This window comes from Lachnoclostridium phocaeense, from assembly GCF_959599685.1.
GTDB lineage: Bacteria > Bacillota > Clostridia > Lachnospirales > Lachnospiraceae > Claveliimonas > Claveliimonas monacensis.
Genome location: NZ_CAUGIN010000001.1, coordinates 170,912 through 192,066 on the forward strand (window position 1 = coordinate 170,912; position 21,155 = coordinate 192,066).

Consider the following 21,155-nt stretch of genomic DNA (forward strand, 5'->3'; position numbering starts at 1 on the left):
CACCTTCCACAGTGAGTATACTCCCACATGCGGCCGTGCATCTTTTTTTCTGCCCTTTTATTTTACGATTTTTAGAATATCTTCCACTTTTTCCGCCAGATAGCAGGCGCCGGCCTGCTCCAGCTCCTCTCTACTTCCATATCCATAGAGGACACCCAGGCTGTCCACACCGTTTGCCCTGGCGCCCTCGATATCATGGCGACGGTCTCCCACCATGAGCACCTGCCCCGGATCTGTGATGCCGCAGGACTCCATGGCATAGGCGATAACCTCCTCTTTTTTCACCCTTGTCTCGTCCATGGTCGCTCCCGCCACATAGGTAAAATAAGAAGCCAGATGAAAATGCTCCAGTATTTCGCGGGCAAAGGGCTCCGGCTTGGAGGTCGCGAGCACCAGCGTCTTTCCTCTTTGTTTCAAAGTGCCCAGCATCTCTTCCATGCCGTTGTAGACTCTATTTTCAAAAATGCCCCGGTCCCTGTAATATTCCCGGTACAGATCGATCCCACGCTTAGCCTCCTCCCCGGTAAATCCATAGAACTCCTGGAAAGAGTCCGCAAGAGGCGGCCCGATAAACCGGTACAGCTTTGTCCGGTCTGTCTCCTCAATGCCAAAGCCTTTCAGGGCATACATGACAGAATTGGTGATGCCCAGCCCCGGGTCTGTCACTGTTCCGTCCAGATCAAAAAAAATGTACTTGTACTCTTTCACGCCTTCCTCCTTGTCCCTGCCCTCTGCCACGCCAGCCTGTCCCGCCAGGCATCACAGGCACCAGATATATTTATACTTCCACTTCTGCCAGCCTTTCAGTTCCCTGTACATCTCTGCTTCCGTCCGCCGGCAGATATCCATCGCTCTGCTGTATTCTTCCCGGGATGGGCACTTGTGGAAAAACATGCTCTCCAGCACAAGCTGATACAGCCACATCATCTCCTCCTCCCGGACACTTTCCCATAAGCCTGCCATGTGCCGGCAGGTCTCCTCCTCCAGGGGCCTGTATTCTTTCATTCCCTTCCGGAGACTTCTGTCATAGATGAAGTCATAGACAGCCTTCACCGCTTCCGCCCGGTCCCTGTCTCCCAGCAGACGGTATTTCTTCTTCCTTCTAACCGCGGCCTGTAGGAAAAATATGCCAACAGCACATGCCCCTGCTGCCAGCAAGGAAGCCAGCCATCCCTGGCCCGCCGCGTTGTCAGGCTCGGTCCCAGCCTGTTCTTCGCTGTCAGGCGCAGCCGAAGCTCCGGAGGCGGGGGTGTGCTCCCGCACGGTCCAGGCCCCATCCGCAAATGTCTCGCACCAGGCATGTCCCATCGTCCCGTCCGCCACAGCCAGATACGTCCCATCCTCCTGTCTGGAAAAGGCTGAGGCCGGAATGGCGTAGCCTTCTACATACCTGGCCGGATATCCCATCATCCGGTACATGAGCGCAGCTGTGGTTGCAAAATGCACACAGAAGCCTCTCTCACTCTCAAACAAAAAATACTCGGCAAAATCTTCCCCTGCCGGTGTCCTGCCCGGCGCTGTGTCATAGACTGCCTTTTGGGTCACTTCCCTGTCAATCTGCTCTTCTGCCTCCTCCACCGTATCCGCTGGCAGGGAGTCACACAGCTCTTCCAGCCGGTTCAGATTGTCCGGGCAGGAGAGAAAGATGCTGTCTTCCCCGTCCTCGCTGGATGTCTCTTCCCACGTCTGCCCTGTGTATGTGCCGCCCCGCCTGAGCGGATAGTAGACCGTATCTGCGGGCGCTTCCTCCAGCTCCACCGTGACAGTCGCTGTCTGATCCGGCACAAATTCTGCCACAGAGGAAAGCTCTGTCATCCCTTCCTGTCCTGTATCCCAGGGCAGAGCGCCATCTACTGTCTCCGGCGCCGGCGACTCCCTCTGCTCCTCCGGTTGAGGAGTATCCTCCTCTGTCTGCTCTTCCTCTGTCTCCTCCGGCTGCTGCACCTCTTCCCTTCTGTTCTCTTCCTGATCCTGGCCTTCTATCTGCAGCCGGACCTGGTTTAAGTTATCCACGATCCCGGTCTGAATGGCCTCCCTGGCCTGCAGGTAAATCCCGTCTTCCTCCAGACGGATCACATCCACTGCCCTGCCTGCCAGAACAGATGCGCCTCCCAGAACCAGAAGGATCACGGCAACGGCAGCGGTTCCCGCCCAGACCGCCCCGGGCGAACCCGCCGTCTCACTTCCCCCTGCCCCGGCAGCAGTAAGATAGCAGCCTCCTGCCAGGATCAGCATCCAGGTCGGAGCAGCAGCAGGAAAGGCTCCCTCCAGCACAGCTGCCAGCACGGGGATAAAAAAAACAAGCACAGCAACCAGTTTTCCCCTCCCCAGACAGACCACCAGGAGCAGCACAACCAGGAGCGGAACACAGACCAGAACCACTGTACCCAGAGCCATTGCCTCCGGGGAAAGCGCCCTTTCCTCCCAAAAGCGCACCGAAAATCCCCTCTCCTGATGCACCGTTAGATATCCATTGACAAGATGAGCCGCCGCTCCCTGTACAGCAGGCAGACATCTCCAGACCAGCAGGACCAGGGCAAATACCAGAGCCGGCAGGGCCATTTTCCTCCATCTGCCGGCCATCCCTGCGTGGATCACAAGAGCGGACAGACAGGTCAGGGCATACAGCCAGCTTCTGTCCACTTCCATTCCAGGGAAAACAGAAAACATGCATTCCCACCAGGCTATGACTGCCAGACAGACCACAAGGGTGCGCAGCACAAAAAGAGAAACCCTGTTGTCCAGTAGCGCCTGTCTTCTCTCTCCCCTTTTCTCTTTCATCCGTCTCCCCCTCTCACATCTGCAGCAATTCCCTGCGCTGCCCGTTTACAAGGATCTCTCCTGCGTCCGTCACCGTCAGCACCGTGCTGAACCAGACGCCCCGGAACGCCTCCTCACAGCAGGAGCGGGCAAACTCCCTGTCACTGACTGGTTCTATCTCCATCAGACGCCAGATCAGCTCATAGAGACTCTCTTCGTCGTCCACCCGCATTTTCACCACCCGGTGGTTCTTCTCCTCAAACCAGGCAGCCATGTGTACACACTTCGCCTCAGTCAGGGAAAGGCAAAGGGAGGCTGTGCTTTTCAGAATGCTGTCCAGATCCTCCGCCGTCTTCCGGCTCGTTTGAAATTCAATCCGCACCAGTACAGCCGCCCCCAGCGGGAAACTGTTCTCCTTCACCATCACAGCGTCTTCCTTTGCGCTGATCTTCCAGTGGATATTCCGCGCCGGATCCTGGGGTCTGTACTCCCGGATCTGATAGATCTGGGATGGATCGTCTCCGCTCTTCTCCGTAGAATACTCATCCGCATCTGCAAGAAAGTCCCTTGTCCTCCTGGTTACTTCCACGGGGAGAAGCTCCATCTCCGGCCAGATCCCCACTGCTTTGTGCCCCTCTGTCAGCAGAGTCCTTTTGAACATCCCCAGGTAATCCCAGAGGATCAGACTGGTCAGCTCTGCCTCCATGCGTCCGCTCAGCTCTGCCTTGATCCTGACAGAAAGTTTTCTCGTCTTTCCCGGAGCCAGATAGCAGGACAGCCTTTTCTTCCTCTTTCCCTGACCAAACCGGTTCCCCACAGTAACAATGGCCCTGCACCTGACTGGAAAGCGGTATCTGCTCTTTACAAGGACCGGTATCTCTATCTCCTGTCCCTTTTCCCCCATGTCCGGCACAAAGCCAATGCGGGCCTCCACATTTCTTCCCGCGCCCGCCAGAAAGATCCAGGCGGCAGCCGGATAAAGGATCTCCAGGATCAGCACCGCTGTCACAGCTGTGTCATTTAATATAAAGAACAAATACCCGGTAAAAATCACTGCCAGCATGTAAAAGAGTATCCGAAGCGCCATATTTACACCCGCCTTGCTCTGGGTGAAGGCGCTGGCACCTTTTCCACGATCTGGGACAGAAGGTCCTCCGGCTGCACATGTCCCACCCGGGCCTTCGCCGACAGCTGAATGCGGTGGGCAGCCGTGTCAGTAAATATGGCAGACACATCCTCAGGAACCACATACTGCCTCCCTTTCAGCCAGGCCCTGGCCCTGCTCATAGCCGACATGGCCACAGCCCCTCTGGGGCTCACTCCCAGAGAGATCAGACTATGGTTCCTGGTAGCCTCCACAAGATCTGCAATATACCCGTAGACCAGATCATGGATGTAGATCTCTGCCGCCTCCTCCTGCATCCTGCACAGAATATCCGGGCTGAGCACATTGCCGGCTCTCACAGCCGGCCTCCCCTTCTGGTTTCTCTTCAGTATCTCAATCTCATCCGCCCGGTCCGGATACCCCATTTTCACACAGATCATAAAACGATCCAGCTGCGACTCCGGGAGCAGCTGGGTTCCGGCTGACCCTGCCGGGTTCTCCGTAGCCATGACAATAAAAGGACGGCCGGTCTGCCTTGTCACGCCGTCCACCGTCACCTGCCCTTCCTCCATGACCTCCAGGAGGGCAGACTGGGTCTTGGGCGATGTGCGGTTGATCTCATCCGCCAGAAGAAAATTGCACATAGCTGCCCCCGGCTGGTAGACAAATTTCTCCAGTTCCTTTTTGTAGATCGTAAATCCTGTCAGATCTGAGGGCAGTACATCCGGCGTGAACTGCACCCTCTTTTCCTTCAGTCCCATAGCTCTGGAAAAGGCAAGTGCCATGGTGGTCTTCCCGGTTCCGGGCATGTCCTCCACAAGAATGTGCCCGCCTGCCAGAATGGCTGTCATGATCTTCTCTATGATTTGTTCCTTTCCCACCACAGCCTTCTCCACCTCATGGATCACTTCCCAGGCTGCCTCCTGATATGTTTCGCTCATTTACAGCTCCCCTTTCCCCTGTTTCCTGCTCATCTGTCATCATATTAGCACACATACAGGAAGATATCCACCGCATCCCCCGGGGCTCACTCATTTTTCTGCGTGGTCTGCTTTTCCTGGCATCCGCTTTCTGTATTCCCTAGGCGACATATGAAAACGCTCCTGAAAGACGCGGTTGAAGGTCCGCATGCTGGTAAATCCCGCGTTCATAGCCAGATCCGTGACAGACGCGTCCGCATCCTGCATCAGAGACAACGCCTGATTCAGGCGGAGTTCATTTAAATACCGGTTGAAATTGGTGTGAAACGTGTGAGAAAAAACGCGGGACAGGGCAAAGGGGCTGTACCCCAGATCCTGGGCCATCCTGGTGAGGGACATCTCCTCCTCGGTATAGTGCTCTGCCATATAAGCTACCATGTCGTACACGATATCCTGTCCCGGCTGTTCCCCACGCTTCTGGAGAGTCAGACAAGGAAATGCCCTTGCCAGGATGATCTGGGTGAACGCCTTTCCGAGCGCCTCCCCCTGCTGCCCCTCTTCCAAGTCGGCCAGCTCCCTCAGACGTTCCAGGGCGTAAGGGATGTCCGGATGTACAAACGCCGCCGGAAGCACCGGGTCTTTGGGCTGGCAGGTCTGGAGCTGCTCCAGATAAAATCCAGCAAAAGATGGCGGAGCCAGGAAATACAGAGCCCTGGACTCCTCCCGGCTGAACACCTGGTAGTGGTGGATGACATTAGGAAAAATAATCCCAAAATCCCCTGTCTCCATATGACACAGCGTCCTCCCCACGCCAAGCTCCAATGTCCCGCTTGTCACATAGATACACTCCATGGACTTGTGGATGTGGGGCGGGTAGTGGACAGACTCCTTCTCGTATATCTCCATCTGATCTTCTTTTAGCTCGTAGAAAAAATGCATGAGGTCCTCCTGCAAGATTTGGCTGATTTATCTTCTCTTTTGACAAGAATTATAGTCCGGATCACACTATAATGCAATTGAAAATAAAGAGGAGGTGCCACATATGATCAGAAGATTTAGCAATTTCTTAAGAGACTCTTTTGAGACATATATGCAGATTTACACAAAAGATCTCTTCTAGAAAACACGGTAAAAAACAATGAAACAAAATAACAATAAAAAAGCAGGCAGCTGTCCTGGCCTTTCACCCTGTTAAGAGTGTCCGATCCCAAACAGCTGCCTGCTTTTTTGTCGTCTTTAACTTCTATGTATTTTCAGATTTCTTTTTTCGCTCCAGGCCGCAGAAAGGCCGTTCCTTTCACACTGCAGCCGCTTTTACAGCCCCGGCCCTCTGACTCCTTCTCTGCAGAAAAAAGTGAAGCGCAGCGTTTGCCGCCATGCACCCTATCATGCATCCCAGCGAATTGTGTATGATATCATCCAGCTCAAAAAGCCCCCGCCTGAAGACAAACTGGCTCACTTCGATCATCCCCGACAGGAGCACACCCACTGCCAGAGCAGCTGCCGGACGCACCCTGTGCGCTGCTGCCGCCGGGAGCAGCATCCCCACCGGGGCCAGCATCACGCAATTCAGCAGGATCTGCTGCAGCATCTCTCTGTCATGGTATGCCAGCATCTCCCTCCACGACCAGAAAAGCGTCAGCTCAAACTGCCGGTCCGTCAAGCCTCTCGTAAATACGGTCGACCCAAACACCAGCACGATATAGACCAGCGCAGCCAGCACACTGACCGCCTGGCTTTTCTTGATCCTGCGCATCCCTGCCGCTGCCAGGAGCAGCAGCGCCACGGCCATGATCACGCTCCCAAAGAAAACGATCTCCCGCTGGGACCAGGGACGGCTGTGAATTGCTATGATCTGATAGATACCCATATGCAGGCCTCCTTTTTGCGTCTGTCAACTTGTATCATCTTCGGAGACCTTATAGTATATGTTTTTGGCTGAATCGTCAAGGAAGAGCGGCTTATGATTTTATTAATTTTCCTTAAACACCGTATGGCTTCTATGGACGCACCGCATTGCTTCTTTCCCCTTCATATTTTTCGTAGACTTATATGCTCTACGAATTTTTTATGCCTTTTTATTTCACATTGCATTTCATATTTATTTATGTTAATATCTTTATAATTCAGACTGTCTGCTCTGGGCAGTCTCCCACAGCCCTATGGGCATCTAATGTCATTTCTATTTTTTCTAAGGAGGAACCATCTATGAACAATCTGAAAAGCTATTTCCCAAAGATCCGCACAAAAGAAGAAATCCTAGCAGAGATCAGAAGTTCAGACAATCTTTCAGACATGTACGGCAAATGGACGAAAGACCGCCAGGAACATTTCCTTGCATTCTGTTCCGGTGAAAAGGGCATTAATATCCTGACGGATGGCTTCATTAAAGAGATCTTTAATCCCGAGTATGCTCCGGAACGAATGGAAGATTTCCTATCGCTTCTCCTTCATCAGCCTGTAAAGATCAGGTCTGTCCTGCCTAATGACTCCGCAAGGATCGCCGGCGAAAGTTATTTTATCATTACAGACATTGTGATCGAACTGGATGATGGAAGCATTGCCAACCTTGAAATCCAGCGACTGGGATATATGTTTCCCGGACAGCGCAGCGCCTGCTACTCTGCCGATCTGCTCCTTAGGCAGTACAAACGAGTGCGCGGAAAGCGCAGTAAAGAAGAGAAAAGATTCAGCTATAAAGATATCCAGAACGTCTACACAATCGTTCTCTACGAAAAATCCCCCTCTCAATTTCATGCTTTCCCCAATGACTACCTTCACCATCTGGAAGCCAGATCCGATACGGGTATCAAGATCAATCTTCTACAGAAATACATTTTCATTCCACTTGACATATTTCAGGAAATACTTCACAATAATGGTATCAGAAACCGGCTGGAAGCATGGCTTGCATTCCTCTCTTCCGATGAGCCCGGAACCATTCTCTCACTTTTAGAGGACTATCCATTCTTCCAGAAACTTTACGAAGAACTTTATACACTATGCCAGGATACAAAGAAGGTGATGAATATGTTTTCAGAAGAGTTGGCTATTTTAGACCGTAATACGGAACAGTATATGATGGATGAGATGCAGACAGAGATCGACCGGATGAAGGCAGAAAGGATGCAGATCCAAACTGAGAGAGATCGGATGTTAGCTGAAAAAGACCAGATGCTAGCCGAAAGAGACCAGATGCTAGCCGAAAGAGACCAGATGTCAGCTGAAAGAAGTCAGATGTTAGCCGAAAGAAACCGGATGCAAGCCGCACTCGACGAAAAGGACAGGCTGATCGCAGAGCTTAAGCGTCAGCTTGCCAGCCAGAACTAAAACAGAAGAACAGGCCAGAATCAGTGAAGCGGGAAGAAAGCCTCAAGAGCTCTCTTCCCGCTTCGTTATTTGTATAAATATCACATAAGGAGGTTTTCCTATCCGTTGATGGATCGCTTCACGTAGGTGGTGTGCAGATACTCGTGAGCCTTGTGGCTTCCCGGCTCGCCTAAATATTCCTCGTAAAGCTTTTTGATAGCCGGATTCTCGTGGGACTTCCGGATCGCCTTGGCCTCGTCATTGCGGTACAGCACGCCGGCGCGGATCGCCCGCACATCTGTAAAGTTCCGCACATCGCCGGACACCTGAGGCTGGCCGCCGCCGTTGACGCAGCCGCCCGGGCAGCCCATGATCTCGATAAAGTGGTAGCTGGCTTCTCCTGCCTTCACCTTGTTGAGAAGGGTTCTGGCATTGGAAAGGCCGGAGGCAACTGCCACCTTGATATCCAGTCCTGCCACATTGTAGGAGGCCTCCTTGATCCCTTCTGTTCCTCTCACATCAGTGAACTCCAGTTTTGCCAGCTCCTCCCCGGTGAGGGTCTCCACCGCTGTCCGCAGGGCCGCCTCCATAACGCCGCCTGTGGCGCCGAAGATGACGCCGGCTCCCGTGGACTCGCCCATGGGATCGTCAAATTTCTCATCCGGGAGAGAGGTAAATTCAATGCCGCACCGCCGGATCAGCCGTGCCAGTTCCCTTGTGGTGATGGCTATATCCACATCCGGCACGCCGGCCGCGCTCTGGTCGTCTCTTCCGATCTCAAACTTCTTGGCCGTGCAGGGCATGACGCTGACGGACACGATCTTTGCCGGGTCAATGCCTTCCTTCTCGGCAAAGTAGGTCTTTAACATAGCTCCGAACATCTGCTGGGGTGACTTACAGCTTGACAGGTTCTCTGTCATATCCGGGAAATAGTGCTCGCAGTACTTGATCCAGCCCGGTGAGCAGGATGTGATGAGAGGAAGCACGCCGCCGTTTTTGATCCTGTCAAGGAGCTCTGTGGCCTCCTCCATGATGGTCAGATCCGCCGCCCAGTCTGTGTCAAACACTTTGTCAAATCCGATTCTTCTGAGGGCTGCCGCCATCTTTCCTTCTACATCTGTTCCCATGGGATAGCCGAACTCCTCGCCAAGACCGGCTCTGACGGACGGCGCTGTCTGCACCACCACGTATTTGTCCGGATCTGCGATGGCCTCCAGGATCTGGTCTGTGTAGTCCTTCTCGTAGAGAGCGCCTGTGGGACAGACGGCAATGCACTGTCCGCAGGAGACGCAGCTGGTCTGGCCAAGACCCATGTCAAAGGCTGAGCCGATAAAGGTGGCAAAACCTCTGTTGTTGGGCCCGATGACGCCCACGCCCTGGGTCTTCTCGCACACAGCTACGCAGCGGCGGCAGAGGATACATTTATTGTTGTCCCGGATCATGTGGGCCGCGGAAGTGTCCAGCTCATAGTGGTTGGACTCTCCCTGGAAATAATCTTCATCGTCCACGCCGTACTCACGGCAGAGCTGCTGCAGTTCGCAGTTGCCGCTGCGCACGCAGGAGAGACATTTTTTATCGTGGTTGGAAAGCAGAAGCTGCAGGGTCCGCCTTCTGGACTTGATCAGTCTGGGCGTGTTGGTCCACACTTCCATGCCTTCATTGATGGGATAGACGCAGGCCGCCACAAGGTTTTTGGCTCCTTTGACCTCCACCACGCACATACGGCAGGCGCCGATCTCATTGATTTCTTTTAAATAGCACAGGGTCGGGATCCTGATACCCGCCAGGTGCGCCGCTTCGAGAATGGTGGAACCAGCCGGAGCGGATACTTCTAAACCGTTTATCTTTAAGTTGATATTCTCCATATTCTCCATCCTCCATTATTCTTTGTAGATTGCGCCAAAGCGGCATTTCTCCATGCAGGCGCCGCATTTTACACATTTGTCCTGATTGATCACGTGAGGCTCTCTCACCTTGCCCTCGATAGCCTCGTTGGGGCAGGTGCGGGCACAGAGCGTACATCCGCGGCACTTGTCCGCATCGATCCGATACTGCAGAAGGTCCTTGCACACGCCCGCCGGACATTTCTTATCCACAATGTGGGCAATGTACTCGTCCCGGAAATACCGCAAAGTAGACAGAACCGGGTTTGGCGCTGTCTGTCCCAGAGCACAGAGGGAACCTGATTTCAGATGCTCTGCCAGCTCCTCCAGACGGTCCAGGTCCTCCATGGTTCCCTGGCCCTTTGTGATCTTCTCCAGGATCTCCAGCATCCTCCTTGTGCCCACCCGGCAGGGTGTACATTTGCCGCAGGATTCATCTACTGTGAACTCCAGGAAGAACTTGGCGATGTCCACCATACAAGTATCCTCATCCATGACGATGAGTCCGCCGGATCCCATCATGGAGCCGATGGCGATCAGATTGTCATAGTCTATGGGCACGTCAAAGTGCTCTGCCGGGATACAGCCTCCGGAGGGGCCGCCGGTCTGGGCTGCCTTGAACTTCTTGCCCTTGGGGATGCCGCCGCCGATCTCCTCCACGATCTCCCGGAGGGTGGTTCCCATGGGGATCTCCACCAGTCCTGTGTTGTTTACCTTTCCGCCCAGGGCGAAAACCTTGGTTCCCTTGGACTTCTCGGTTCCCATGGAGGCGAACCACTCCGGTCCGTTTAAGATGATCTGGGGGATATTTGCAAGCGTCTCTACATTATTTAAGATGGTGGGTTTCTGGAACAGGCCTTTCAGCGCCGGGAAAGGCGGACGGGGACGGGGCTCGCCCCTGTTGCCCTCGATGGATGTCATAAGGGCTGTCTCCTCGCCGCAGACAAAGGCTCCCGCACCCAGGCGCAGTTCAATATCAAAATCAAATCCTGTCCCGAAAATGTCTTTGCCGAGAAGTCCGTACTCTCTTGCCTGTCCGATGGCAATGTTCAGTCTCTCTACCGCAATGGGGTACTCTGCCCGGACATAAATGTAACCCTGGGAGGCGCCGATGGCGTAGCCTGCGATGGCCATGGCCTCCAGCACCACGTGGGGATCACCCTCCAGCACGGAGCGGTCCATGAATGCTCCCGGGTCGCCCTCGTCGGCGTTACAACAGACATATTTCTGGTCCGCCTCGTTTGCGGCGGCAAATTTCCACTTCAGTCCCGTGGGGAAGCCGGCTCCTCCTCTTCCCCGAAGGCCGCTGTCCAGAAGGATCTGGATCACGTCCTGAGGCTTCATCTCTGTGAGCACTTTGCCCAGGGCCTCGTATCCGCCGGTGCCGATGTACTCCTCAATATTTTCCGGGTTGATGACACCGCAGTTGCGCAGGGCGATACGATGCTGCTTTTTGTAGAATTTTGTCTCCTGGAGCGGCAGCACCTCCGCGCCTTTGACTGTCTCATCATAGAGGAGACGCTTAACCACTCTTCCTTTTAAGAGGTGTTCGGACACGATTTCCGGGATATCCTCTTCTTTTACCATGGAATAGAAGGCCCCTTCCGGGTACACGATCATGATGGGACCTAAGGCGCACAGACCGAAGCAGCCCGTCTTTACCACGCCAACTTCATTTTCCAGTCCCTGTTTTCTGATCTCTTCTTCCAGTCTGTCTCTGATCTTCTGGCTTCCCGAGGAGGTACATCCGGTTCCTCCACAGACCAGTACATGTGAACGATACATAACTGCAACCTCCTTCTACTCTTTTCCGATCTTCTCTGCGGCGAGGGTGTACTTTGTCACTACCTGGCCGCCTTTTAAGTGCAGGCGGAACACTTCCATCGCCTTCTCGGGTGTCATTTTTACATACGTTACTTTCTCTTTGCCCGGCTCCATGACCTCCACAATGGGCTCATACTGGCACAGGCCGATACAGCCTGTCTGGGTGACATTGATATTATTCAGTCCCTCCTCCTGCACAGCGTCAGAAAGGGCTGTAAGTACAGGGCGGGCGCCGCTGGCGATGCCGCATGTGGCCATTCCCACCACAACCCTTGTCTGGGTGGCATCCTCGGAGCGGAAGCCCACTTTTCCCTGCATCGTCTCTCTTATAGCACGTAATTCTTCAAGAGATTTCATATCCTTCCTCCAATCTTTCCGTTTTATAACACGTTTCCGCCGTCCGCCTCTCTGTGGTTCATCTCCAGGTATTCTTTTATGAACCCGGACACCTCCGGCAGTCCTGGCGGCACATTTCCAAGTATTTCCTTCATCTCCCGCGTGTCCAGCACAAACCCGCGTCCGTCACAGTCATATCTGTAATAAAAATCCATCTCCTCATGGCAGGTGACAAGTGTATGTATGGTGGCTGTCATATCTCCCAGGGGCATCCTGTCGATGCTGTCAAGGACAAACACCGCCTTTGTCACTGTCCCCTCCCCCTTCTTTGACCGGATGGAAAAGCTTCCGCCCGTGGCCAGGGCCGCCTGCTTGAAAAAGGGAATGCCAAGCCCCACCTTCCGGGTATTCCTGGTGGTAAAAAAGGGATCTTCCACTTTTGCAAGCTGTTCCTCTGACATGCCGCAGCCGTTGTCCGCTATCGTAACGGAGAGGGTATTTTCAGCCGTGTCAGCCAGCACTTCGATCCTTACCAGAGTCGCGCCTGCCCGGACAGAATTCTCTGCCACGTCCAGGATATGAAGGGATATCTCCGGCAGCATGGCTATTCGTATTTGGCCAGAATGTCGTCGATATCGTCCACCTTCAGCCTGCCGTAGACCTCATCGTTGATAGTCATGACCGGAGCCAGGCCGCAGGCACCGATACAGCGGCATGCGTCCAGTGAAAATTTTCCGTCGGGGGTACACTCTCCGCCCACAATCCCCAGCTTCTCCATCAGCTTGTTGTAGATGTCGCCGGATCCTTTCACATAGCATGCCGTGCCAAGACAGACAGAAATCTGATATCTGCCCTTGGGACTCAAGGTAAACTGTGAATAAAATGTCACAACTCCGTAAATTTTTTCCAGGGGAATCCCTGTCTCATTGGAAATAATCTTCTGCACCTCTATGGGAAGATAGCCGTATATCTCCTGAGCCTTCTGCAGAATCGGCATGAGGGCGCCCTTTTCATCCTTCATGCCGCGGATGACAGCAAGCAGCGCCTCTTCCTGCTCTTTCGTTCCACGGAATGGAACGGTCGACTTCGTAGAACCCATCTGTAAACCTCCTTGTTCATTTTTTGTCTGAAAATTGCGTTGCATTTCACTCTTTACTCATTCTATCATAGACTTTTCTAAATATCTACAATTTTTTATCCTGTTTTTTAGTGATTATACCTTTTTCAATGTTTATTTTTTCACAGTATATGTTAAAAAATGCACAATAATGTGTTTTTATTTTTATCTATTTTATACAATTTGCCTTGATTTGGATATTTTCTGATGTTATACTCTCTTTATAATTATTGTTTCTTATTTAAATATCTTTTCTGTGTTTTTACAGTATTTTTACAGGAGGTTTCCATGTTAATCAGAGAAATCAAAACCCTTCTGGATGCACAGATCCTGTCCGGCGAACAGATGCTGGATCAGGATGTGGCAGAGGCTTTTGCCTCGGATATGATGAGCGATGTGCTGGCTTTTGCCAATCCCCACTGTATCCTTCTCACAGGTCTGTGCAACCCACAGGTCATCCGGACTGCCGAAATGCTGGATGTTTCCTGTATTGTTTTTGTACGGGGCAAGCCCCTGGACAGCGAGATCCTGAATCTGGCAAGGGCAAAGGATATGTGCGTTCTGCACACGGAGAAAGGAATGTATACAACCTGCGGCATTCTGTACAGCAGCGGGCTGTAATGCCGGTCATGCCGGCATCAAGGAGGTAAACAGACATGAGCGAATGCCTGACATTCGAATACCAGGTTTCCGGCGATGATTTCACCCGCGCCGGCGAAGCCAGCAGCGATGTAAAGAACAAACTCAAGATGATGGGCGTGGACAGCGGCGTCATCCGCCGGGTCGCCATCGCCATGTACGAAGGAGAGATCAATATGGTCATCCATGCAGACGGAGGCAGCATTAAAGTCCTGGTCTCTGACGACAACATCCGGCTCATACTGGCGGACACAGGCCCCGGCATCCCGGACGTGGAAAAAGCCATGCAGCAGGGCTACTCCACCGCCCCTGAGGAGGTGCGCTCCCTGGGCTTTGGCGCCGGTATGGGTCTGCCCAACATGAAAAAATTTTCAGACAATATGCAGATCGACACTGAGGTGAGTGTTGGGACCACAGTGACCATGGACATACACCTGTAGGCGGATCTGCCCTGTAAAGGAGGACATCTTTTGGATAAATTCATACATTCTGTCAAACTGGATAAAGATGCCTGCACAGGCTGCATCAACTGCATCAAATACTGCCCTACCCAGGCCATCCGGGTACACGGCGGAAAGGCTTCCATCAAGCCCCAGTTCTGCGTGGACTGCGGCCGCTGTATCCGGTACTGTCCCCACCACGCCAAGATCGCGGAGTCGGACTCACTGGATGAGATGCGTAATTATAAATACACGGTGGCTCTTCCCGCCCCCTCCCTCTACGCCCAATTCAACAATCTGACCAACGTGGACATTGTTCTCAACGCCCTCCTCTCCATGGGCTTTGACGATGTCTTTGAGGTCAGCGCCGCAGCGGAACTGGTGTCGGAGATGACCCGCTCCTACATAGAAGAGCACCGGGATGAGGCGCCTTTCATCAGCAGCGCCTGCCCCACCATTGTGCGCATCATCCGGGTCCGCTTTCCCACTCTGATCCCCCGGCTTTTGCCCATCCGGCCCCCGGTGGAGATCGCGGCACAGATCGCCAGAAAACTGGCTATGGAAAAGACAGGACTTCCCTCCTCGGACATCGGAATCTTCTTCATATCCCCCTGCCCCTCCAAGGTCACCTACGCCAAGGCTCCTCTTGGTATTGAGAAAAGCCAGATCGACAAGGTACTTGCCATCAAAGATGTGTATCCTGTGCTCCTCTCCCACATGACCCACGATGAGTCGAAGCTGCGCCCCCTCTCCACCTCCGGCCGCATCGGCATCGGCTGGAGCAACAGCGGCGGTGAGGCGGCCGGGCTGATCACAGACAATTACCTGGCAGCTGACGGCATCATGAACGTACTGCGGGTGCTCAGCGATCTGGAGGACGAGAAGTTCCACGGTCTTCTCTTTGTGGAGCTGAACGCCTGCAACGGAGGATGCGTGGGCGGTCCTCTGACCGTGGAAAATCCCTACGTGGCCACCGCCAAGACAAAGCGGCTCCACCGGTATCTGCCTGTCTCCGGCACCCATATGGAATCCTGCCCGGATGTGGACTACCTCTGGGAGGAGTATGTGGAGTACGAGCCGGTCTTCCGCCTTGGAAGCAATTTCCGCGAAGGCTTTGAGATGATGGGCATGGTGGAGGACCTGACCGAGCAGCTCCCCGGCCTGGACTGCGGCTCCTGCGGCGCTCCCACCTGCCGGGCCCTGGCAGAGGACATTGTCAGAGGAGAAGCCTCGAGAAATGACTGTATCTATGAATTTATTGCATTTATCCAGAGCCTCTCCGGAGATCTGTCCTACATGACTACCGAGATGGAGGCCTCCGGCCGCATTGGCCCCGAGGATCTGCAGAACCTGCAGCACTCCATCGGGAAACTGGCTCTGGAACTGCGCAGAAAGGATGTGTGACTGATGGCTTCTGTACAGAATCTTATTGAAAAAAATTGTTTTGAGCTGAAGAATGCAGGAAAGACTGACCGGGACATCACAAAAGTGTTCTGCTGCGATCTTCTCAGTATCGCCATGGGGAAGGCTCCCGGAGACAGTGCCTGGGTCACGGTCATGGGAAACCGTAACACGCTGGCCGTCGCCTCCCTGGCGGATGTCTCCTGTGTGATCCTGGCAGAGGGGGCTGCCTTCGCACCGGGAGATCTGGACTGCGCAAAAAAAGAGGAGATCACCGTATTTTACACCGAGCTGCCCGTCTTTGAGGCAGCCCTGGCGGTGCATGCTCTCCTGTGAACATGCTCTTCTACGATCTTCACATCCACTCCTGCCTCTCCCCCTGCGGCGACGGAGATATGACGCCGGCCAACATCGCCGGCATGGCTGCCGTGAAGGGGCTGGATGTGATCGCCCTCACAGACCACAATTCCTGCAGGAACTGTCCCGCCGCCATGAGGCACGCCGAGGATCTGGGTATTACCTTAATCCCGGGCATGGAGCTGACCACCTCCGAGGAGGTTCATGTGGTCTGCCTCTTTCCCTCTCTGGAGGCAGCCATGGATTTTGACAGCTATGTGTATGCACATCTCCTTCCTGTAAAAAACCGTCCGGACATTTTCGGTGAACAGCTGATCCTGGATGAGAAGGATCAGATCACAGGCACCTTAGAGAAACTCCTGATCAATGCTACAGACATCCCCTTCTACCGGACAGAGGCTCTCGTGGCAGGATTCCACGGCATCTGCTTTCCGGCTCATCTGGATAAATCTTCCACCAGCCTGTTATCCAACCTGGGCTTTATCCCCCCGGAGAGCACTTTCCGTTGCGCGGAAATCCGTGATCTTACAAAGCTGCATCAGCTAAGGAGAGACCACCCCTATCTGGAGAGCTGCCGCATCCTCTCAAGTTCAGATGCCCACTATCTCTGGGACATCAGAGAGCCGGACCTGCAGATCCCCTGCGCCTCCCGCAGCATACCGGACATACTGGACGCCCTGTCCGCGCCAATATAATTAATGGCGCCATACAAAAATTCCGCCTCATTTCTGAGGCGGGATTTATATATACCACGCTATATTCTGCTGTGATTAGTTTTTCTTCTGTGCGATTGCAGCCTGTGCAGCAGCCAGACGAGCGATCGGTACACGGAACGGTGAGCAGGATACATAGTCAAGACCAAGCTTGTTGCAGAACTCTACAGAGCTCGGATCTCCACCGTGCTCGCCGCAGATACCTACGTGGAGCTTGGAGTTAACCGGTTTTCCAAGATCGATAGCCATCTTCATCAGCTTGCCAACGCCAACCTGATCCAGTTTTGCGAACGGATCGTTCTCAAAGATCTTAGCATCATAGTAAGCGTCAAGGAACTTACCTGCATCGTCACGGGAGAAGCCGTATGTCATCTGTGTCAGGTCGTTTGTGCCGAAGCAGAAGAAGTCAGCCTCTGCAGCGATCTCGTCAGCTGTAAGGGCAGCTCTCGGGATCTCGATCATTGTACCAACTTCGTACTCAAGGTCGCTTCCTGCAGCAGCGATCTCAGCGTCAGCTGTCTCAACAACGAATTTCTTCACGTATTTCAGCTCTTTGATATCGCCAACAAGCGGGATCATGATCTCCGGCTGAACTTTCCAGCCCGGATGAGCTTTCTGTACGTTGATAGCCGCGCGGATAACAGCCTTTGTCTGCATCTTTGCGATCTCAGGATATGTTACAGCCAGACGGCATCCACGGTGACCCATCATCGGGTTGAACTCATGGAGGCTGTCGATGATCTCTTTAATTCTCTCAACAGTCTTGCCCTGAGCCTCTGCCAGTTTCTTGATGTCCTCTTCCTCTGTCGGAACGAACTCATGAAGCGGCGGGTCAAGGAAACGGATTGTTACCGGGTTGCCTTCCAGAGCCTCATACAGCTTCTCAAAGTCGCTCTGCTGATACGGAAGAACTTTCTCAAGAGCTTTCTCTCTCTCTTCCTCTGTCTCAGCACAGATCATCTCACGGAATGCGTCAATTCTTCCCTCGCCGAAGAACATATGCTCTGTACGGCAAAGTCCGATACCCTCAGCGCCAAGCTCAGCAGCTTTTCTTGCGTCTTCAGGTGTATCTGCGTTTGTGCGGACTTTCATTGTTCTGTATTTGTCAGCCCAGTCCATGATACGTCCGAACTCACCAGCGATTGTAGCGTCTACTGTCGGGATGATACCGTCGTAGATGTTACCTGTGGAACCATCGATAGAGATAGCATCTCCCTCGTGGAACTCTTTTCCGCCAAGTGTAAATTTCTTGTTAGCCTCATCCATGATGATGTCGCCACATCCGGATACACAGCACTCGCCCATACCACGAGCAACAACGGCTGCGTGAGATGTCATACCGCCGCGGACTGTCAGGATACCCTGAGCAGACTTCATACCTGTGATATCCTCAGGTGATGTCTCAAGACGAACAAGGATAACCTTCTCGCCTCTTGCAGCCCACTCTACAGCGTCATCAGCTGTGAAGACAACCTTACCGCAGGCAGCTCCAGGAGAAGCTCCAAGACCTTTGCCCATAGGAGTAGCAGCCTTCAGTGCAGCAGTGTCAAACTGCGGATGAAGCAGTGTATCCAGGTTACGGGGATCGATCATTGCAACAGCTTCTTCCTCTGTTCTCATTCCCTCGTCAACCAGATCGCATGCGATCTTCAGCGCAGCCTGAGCTGTTCTCTTACCGTTACGTGTCTGCAGCATGTACAGTTTGCCGTGCTCTACAGTAAACTCCATGTCCTGCATATCTCTGTAGTGTGTCTCCAGAGTCTTGCATACGCTCTTGAACTGAGCAAATGCCTCCGGGAATTTGTCTTCCATCTCGGAAATGTGCATAGGTGTGCGGACACCAGCAACAACGTCCTCGCCCTGTGCGTTTGTAAGGAACTCACCGAAGAGTCCGTTTTCTCCTGTAGCTGGATCACGTGTGAACGCAACACCTGTACCACAGTCATCACCCATGTTACCAAATGCCATCATCTGTACGTTGACAGCTGTTCCCCATGAATACGGGATGTCGTTGTCACGACGGTATACATTTGCTCTCGGGTTGTCCCATGAACGGAACACGGCTTTAACAGCTCCCATTAACTGCTCTTTAGCGTCAGACGGGAAGTCTGAACCGATCTTCTCTTTGTACTCAGCTTTGAACTGTCCTGCAAGAGTCTTCAGATCCTCTGCTGTCAGATCAACATCCTGTGTAACACCTTTCTCTTCTTTCATCTTGTCGATAAGCTCTTCAAAGTATTTCTTACCAACTTCCATAACTACGTCAGAGTACATCTGGATGAATCTTCTGTAGCAGTCCCAAGCCCAGCGCGGGTTACCGGAAGCTTCTGCCAGAGTCTCAACAACTTCCTCATTTAATCCCAGGTTCAGGATTGTGTCCATCATACCAGGCATGGAAGCTCTTGCACCGGAACGTACGGAAACGAGAAGCGGATTCTCTTTGTCTCCGAATTTCTTTCCTGTGATCTCTTCCAGCTTAGCCATAGCGTCCATGATCTGACCCATGATCTCGTCGTTGATCTTTCTGCCATCCTCATAGTACTGTGTACAAGCCTCTGTAGTAACAGTGAATCCCTGCGGTACCGGGAGTCCCAGGCCTGTCATCTCTGCGAGGTTGGCGCCTTTGCCGCCGAGAAGGTTTCTCATGGTTGCGTTACCTTCTGTGAACATATAAACCCATTTTGTTGCCATGTTCCAATGACCTCCTAAAAATTTTTCTTTCTAGTAATATCTAGTAATTTGCACATAATATTTTACTGTTTTTGCCATGGTTCGTCAAGTCCTTAACCAGTAAGTTGTAAAATAATATGCCGGCCGCTCTTTTTTGCCATAAAACCCTTGAAAACCAAAGATTTACATCTCTCGGATAAACGCCTTGTACCCCTTGTATGCCTCGTACACATCCGCCTTGCTTGTGATCTCCCAGGGAGCGTGCATGCACAGCACAGCCACGCCGCTGTCAATGACTTCCATCCCATAATTTGCCATGATGTAGGCAATAGTTCCGCCACCGCCTGCGTCTACTTTTCCAAGCTCCGCGAACTGGTAAGCCACATTCTGCTCATCCATGGCGCGGCGGATCTGTGCAAGGTACTCGGCATTGGCATCATTGGATCCGCTTTTTCCCCTGCTGCCTGTGAATTTGTTGAACACCAGGCCCTTGGCAAAAAAGGCGGAGCTCCTCTTCTCAAACACTTCCGCGTACATGGGATCGTAGGCAGCGCTCACATCAGAAGAAAGCATTTTGGAATTCTGCAGGGCCCGGCGCAGCTTCAGCTCTGACTCTCCCTCTTTAAGCGCCATCACCTCAGCCACTGTATTTTCAAAGAACCGGGAATGCATGCCTGTGGCGCCTACGCTGCCGATCTCTTCCTTGTCTACCAGGATACAGCAGGCGGTCTTTTTCAGATCAGCCGTGTCCATCATGGCAAACAGGGATGTGAATGCGCAGACTCTGTCGTCCTGTCCGTAGGCCATGATCATGCTGCGGTCAAGTCCGCAGTCCCTGGCCTTTCCCGCGGGAACGATTTCCAGCTCAGCGGAAAAGAAATCTTCTTCCTCAATCTGGTACGTTTCTTTAAGAAGCTGCAGGATCTGTTTTTTTACTGCTTCTTTTTCTGCTTTGTCCTGGGCGTCTTCTTCCTCTTTTTTAAGTGGTCTGCTTCCCACCAGAAGATCCAGCTTTTCTCCCTCAATGACAATATTCGCCTTTTTCTCCAGCTGCTTTCCTGCCAGGTGCACAAGGAGGTCTGTCACTGCAAAGACCGGATCCTCCTCCTTTTCTCCTATGCAGATATCCACGGTTGTCCCGTCTTTTTTCACAACCACACCATGAAGCGCCAGAGGCAGGGTCACCCACTGGTACTTTTTGATGCCGCCGTAATAATGAGTATCCAGATAGGCAAGTTCCTCATTTTCATAGAGAGGATTCTGCTTTACATCAATGCGGGGTGAGTCAATGTGGGCGCCCAGAATATTCATACCCTCCTCCAGTGGATTTTCACCAATGTGGAAAAGGATAACGCTTTTTTCCATGCACACTGCGTAAACTTTGTCTCCTGCTGAAAGGCTGCCGCCGGATGTGATCACTTCCTTCAGATCACGATAGCCGTGTTCCGCGGCAATGCGGACAGCGGCCTTTACACACTCCCGCTCCGTCTTGCCCTCGTCCAGGCATGCTTTGTATAAACTGCTGATGCGCTCCAGCTCGCCGAGCTCCCCTTCGGAGTAGGTAAGCCATGCATTTGTTCTTTCCATATCTGTAGTCCTCCTTTATGATGATGGGTATAGTATAACATATTTGATTGGGGACGTAACCCTTTTAAAAAGTATTACGTCCGGAATTAAACTA

The 21,155-nt window shown here is 52.8% G+C and carries 19 protein-coding genes; 6 read left to right on the forward strand and 13 right to left on the reverse strand.

The genetic code is table 11. From position 1 onward, the window contains the following. Positions 1-57: 57 nt before the first annotated feature. The 6 genes from Q5911_RS00760 to Q5911_RS00785 all read right to left on the reverse strand — a co-directional run bounded on the left by Q5911_RS00760 (position 58) and on the right by Q5911_RS00785 (position 6,655). Entirely contained in the window at positions 58-708 is a 651-nt protein-coding gene (locus tag Q5911_RS00760) for an HAD family hydrolase (protein WP_303180191.1), read from the reverse strand. A gap of 51 nt (positions 709-759) precedes the next feature. Next, positions 760-2,781, reverse strand: a complete 2,022-nt coding sequence (locus tag Q5911_RS00765; protein WP_303180192.1) for a transglutaminase-like domain-containing protein — start codon at positions 2,779-2,781, stop codon at positions 760-762. 13 nt (positions 2,782-2,794) lie between these two features. Beyond that, positions 2,795-3,847, reverse strand: a complete 1,053-nt coding sequence (locus Q5911_RS00770; protein ID WP_303180193.1) for a DUF58 domain-containing protein — start codon at positions 3,845-3,847, stop codon at positions 2,795-2,797. 2 nt (positions 3,848-3,849) lie between these two features. After that, the gene (locus Q5911_RS00775) at positions 3,850-4,806 is read right to left on the reverse strand and encodes an AAA family ATPase (protein ID WP_303180194.1); all 957 of its coding nucleotides are present in this window, start codon (positions 4,804-4,806) and stop codon (positions 3,850-3,852) included. Between the two features lie 90 nt (positions 4,807-4,896). After that, the gene (locus Q5911_RS00780; protein WP_303180195.1) at positions 4,897-5,724 is read right to left on the reverse strand and encodes an AraC family transcriptional regulator; all 828 of its coding nucleotides are present in this window, start codon (positions 5,722-5,724) and stop codon (positions 4,897-4,899) included. 358 nt (positions 5,725-6,082) lie between these two features. Continuing rightward, positions 6,083-6,655 (reverse strand): VanZ family protein, encoded by a 573-nt coding sequence (locus tag Q5911_RS00785; RefSeq protein ID WP_303180196.1) that lies wholly within the window; start codon positions 6,653-6,655, stop codon positions 6,083-6,085. 338 nt (positions 6,656-6,993) lie between these two features. Between Q5911_RS00785 and Q5911_RS00790 the strand changes: the two genes are divergently transcribed. Continuing rightward, on the forward strand, positions 6,994-8,115 hold the full coding sequence (locus tag Q5911_RS00790) for a PD-(D/E)XK nuclease family transposase (protein ID WP_303180198.1): 1,122 nt from the start codon (positions 6,994-6,996) through the stop codon (positions 8,113-8,115). Between the two features lie 98 nt (positions 8,116-8,213). Here Q5911_RS00790 and Q5911_RS00795 read toward each other — a convergent pair whose 3' ends face one another. Genes Q5911_RS00795 through Q5911_RS00815 form a run of 5 tightly spaced genes read right to left on the reverse strand, consistent with a single transcriptional unit; the run spans position 8,214 to position 13,236 of the window. Further along, a complete protein-coding gene (locus Q5911_RS00795) occupies positions 8,214-9,959 on the reverse strand; it encodes an NADH-dependent [FeFe] hydrogenase, group A6 (protein ID WP_303180200.1) in 1,746 nt (581 codons plus the stop codon). Between the two features lie 15 nt (positions 9,960-9,974). After that, positions 9,975-11,762: an NADH-quinone oxidoreductase subunit NuoF gene (gene nuoF / locus Q5911_RS00800; protein ID WP_076776403.1), complete on the reverse strand. Its 1,788-nt coding sequence runs from the start codon at positions 11,760-11,762 to the stop codon at positions 9,975-9,977. A 15-nt stretch (positions 11,763-11,777) separates the two neighbouring features. Next, positions 11,778-12,158, reverse strand: a complete 381-nt coding sequence (locus Q5911_RS00805; protein ID WP_303180202.1) for a (2Fe-2S) ferredoxin domain-containing protein — start codon at positions 12,156-12,158, stop codon at positions 11,778-11,780. Between the two features lie 23 nt (positions 12,159-12,181). Further along, complete coding sequence (locus tag Q5911_RS00810) at positions 12,182-12,739, reverse strand: ATP-binding protein (protein ID WP_303180204.1); 558 nt, start codon at positions 12,737-12,739, stop codon at positions 12,182-12,184. Positions 12,740-12,741: 2 nt separating this feature from the next. Beyond that, entirely contained in the window at positions 12,742-13,236 is a 495-nt protein-coding gene (locus tag Q5911_RS00815; protein WP_226394756.1) for an NADH-quinone oxidoreductase subunit NuoE family protein, read from the reverse strand. Positions 13,237-13,542: 306 nt separating this feature from the next. On the opposite strand from Q5911_RS00815, the gene Q5911_RS00820 reads away from it, so the two are divergent. The 5 genes from Q5911_RS00820 to Q5911_RS00840 are packed head-to-tail and all read left to right on the forward strand — an operon-like array spanning position 13,543 to position 16,786. Then, positions 13,543-13,875, forward strand: a complete 333-nt coding sequence (locus Q5911_RS00820) for a DRTGG domain-containing protein (protein WP_076776396.1) — start codon at positions 13,543-13,545, stop codon at positions 13,873-13,875. Positions 13,876-13,910: 35 nt separating this feature from the next. After that, positions 13,911-14,333: an ATP-binding protein gene (locus tag Q5911_RS00825; RefSeq protein ID WP_303180207.1), complete on the forward strand. Its 423-nt coding sequence runs from the start codon at positions 13,911-13,913 to the stop codon at positions 14,331-14,333. Positions 14,334-14,363: 30 nt separating this feature from the next. Continuing rightward, positions 14,364-15,737 (forward strand): [Fe-Fe] hydrogenase large subunit C-terminal domain-containing protein, encoded by a 1,374-nt coding sequence (locus Q5911_RS00830; RefSeq protein WP_303180209.1) that lies wholly within the window; start codon positions 14,364-14,366, stop codon positions 15,735-15,737. Positions 15,738-15,740: 3 nt separating this feature from the next. Next, positions 15,741-16,070, forward strand: coding sequence for a hypothetical protein (locus Q5911_RS00835; RefSeq protein ID WP_303180211.1), 330 nt, complete (start codon positions 15,741-15,743; stop codon positions 16,068-16,070). 2 nt (positions 16,071-16,072) lie between these two features. Further along, positions 16,073-16,786 carry a PHP domain-containing protein gene (locus tag Q5911_RS00840; protein ID WP_331591274.1) on the forward strand — a complete coding sequence of 238 codons (714 nt, stop codon included), beginning with the start codon at positions 16,073-16,075 and terminating at the stop codon, positions 16,784-16,786. Positions 16,787-16,861: 75 nt separating this feature from the next. Here Q5911_RS00840 and ppdK read toward each other — a convergent pair whose 3' ends face one another. Continuing rightward, complete coding sequence (gene ppdK / locus Q5911_RS00845) at positions 16,862-19,495, reverse strand: pyruvate, phosphate dikinase (protein WP_076778623.1); 2,634 nt, start codon at positions 19,493-19,495, stop codon at positions 16,862-16,864. A 162-nt stretch (positions 19,496-19,657) separates the two neighbouring features. Further along, entirely contained in the window at positions 19,658-21,061 is a 1,404-nt protein-coding gene (locus Q5911_RS00850; protein WP_076778625.1) for an aminopeptidase, read from the reverse strand. Positions 21,062-21,155 lie beyond the last annotated feature (94 nt).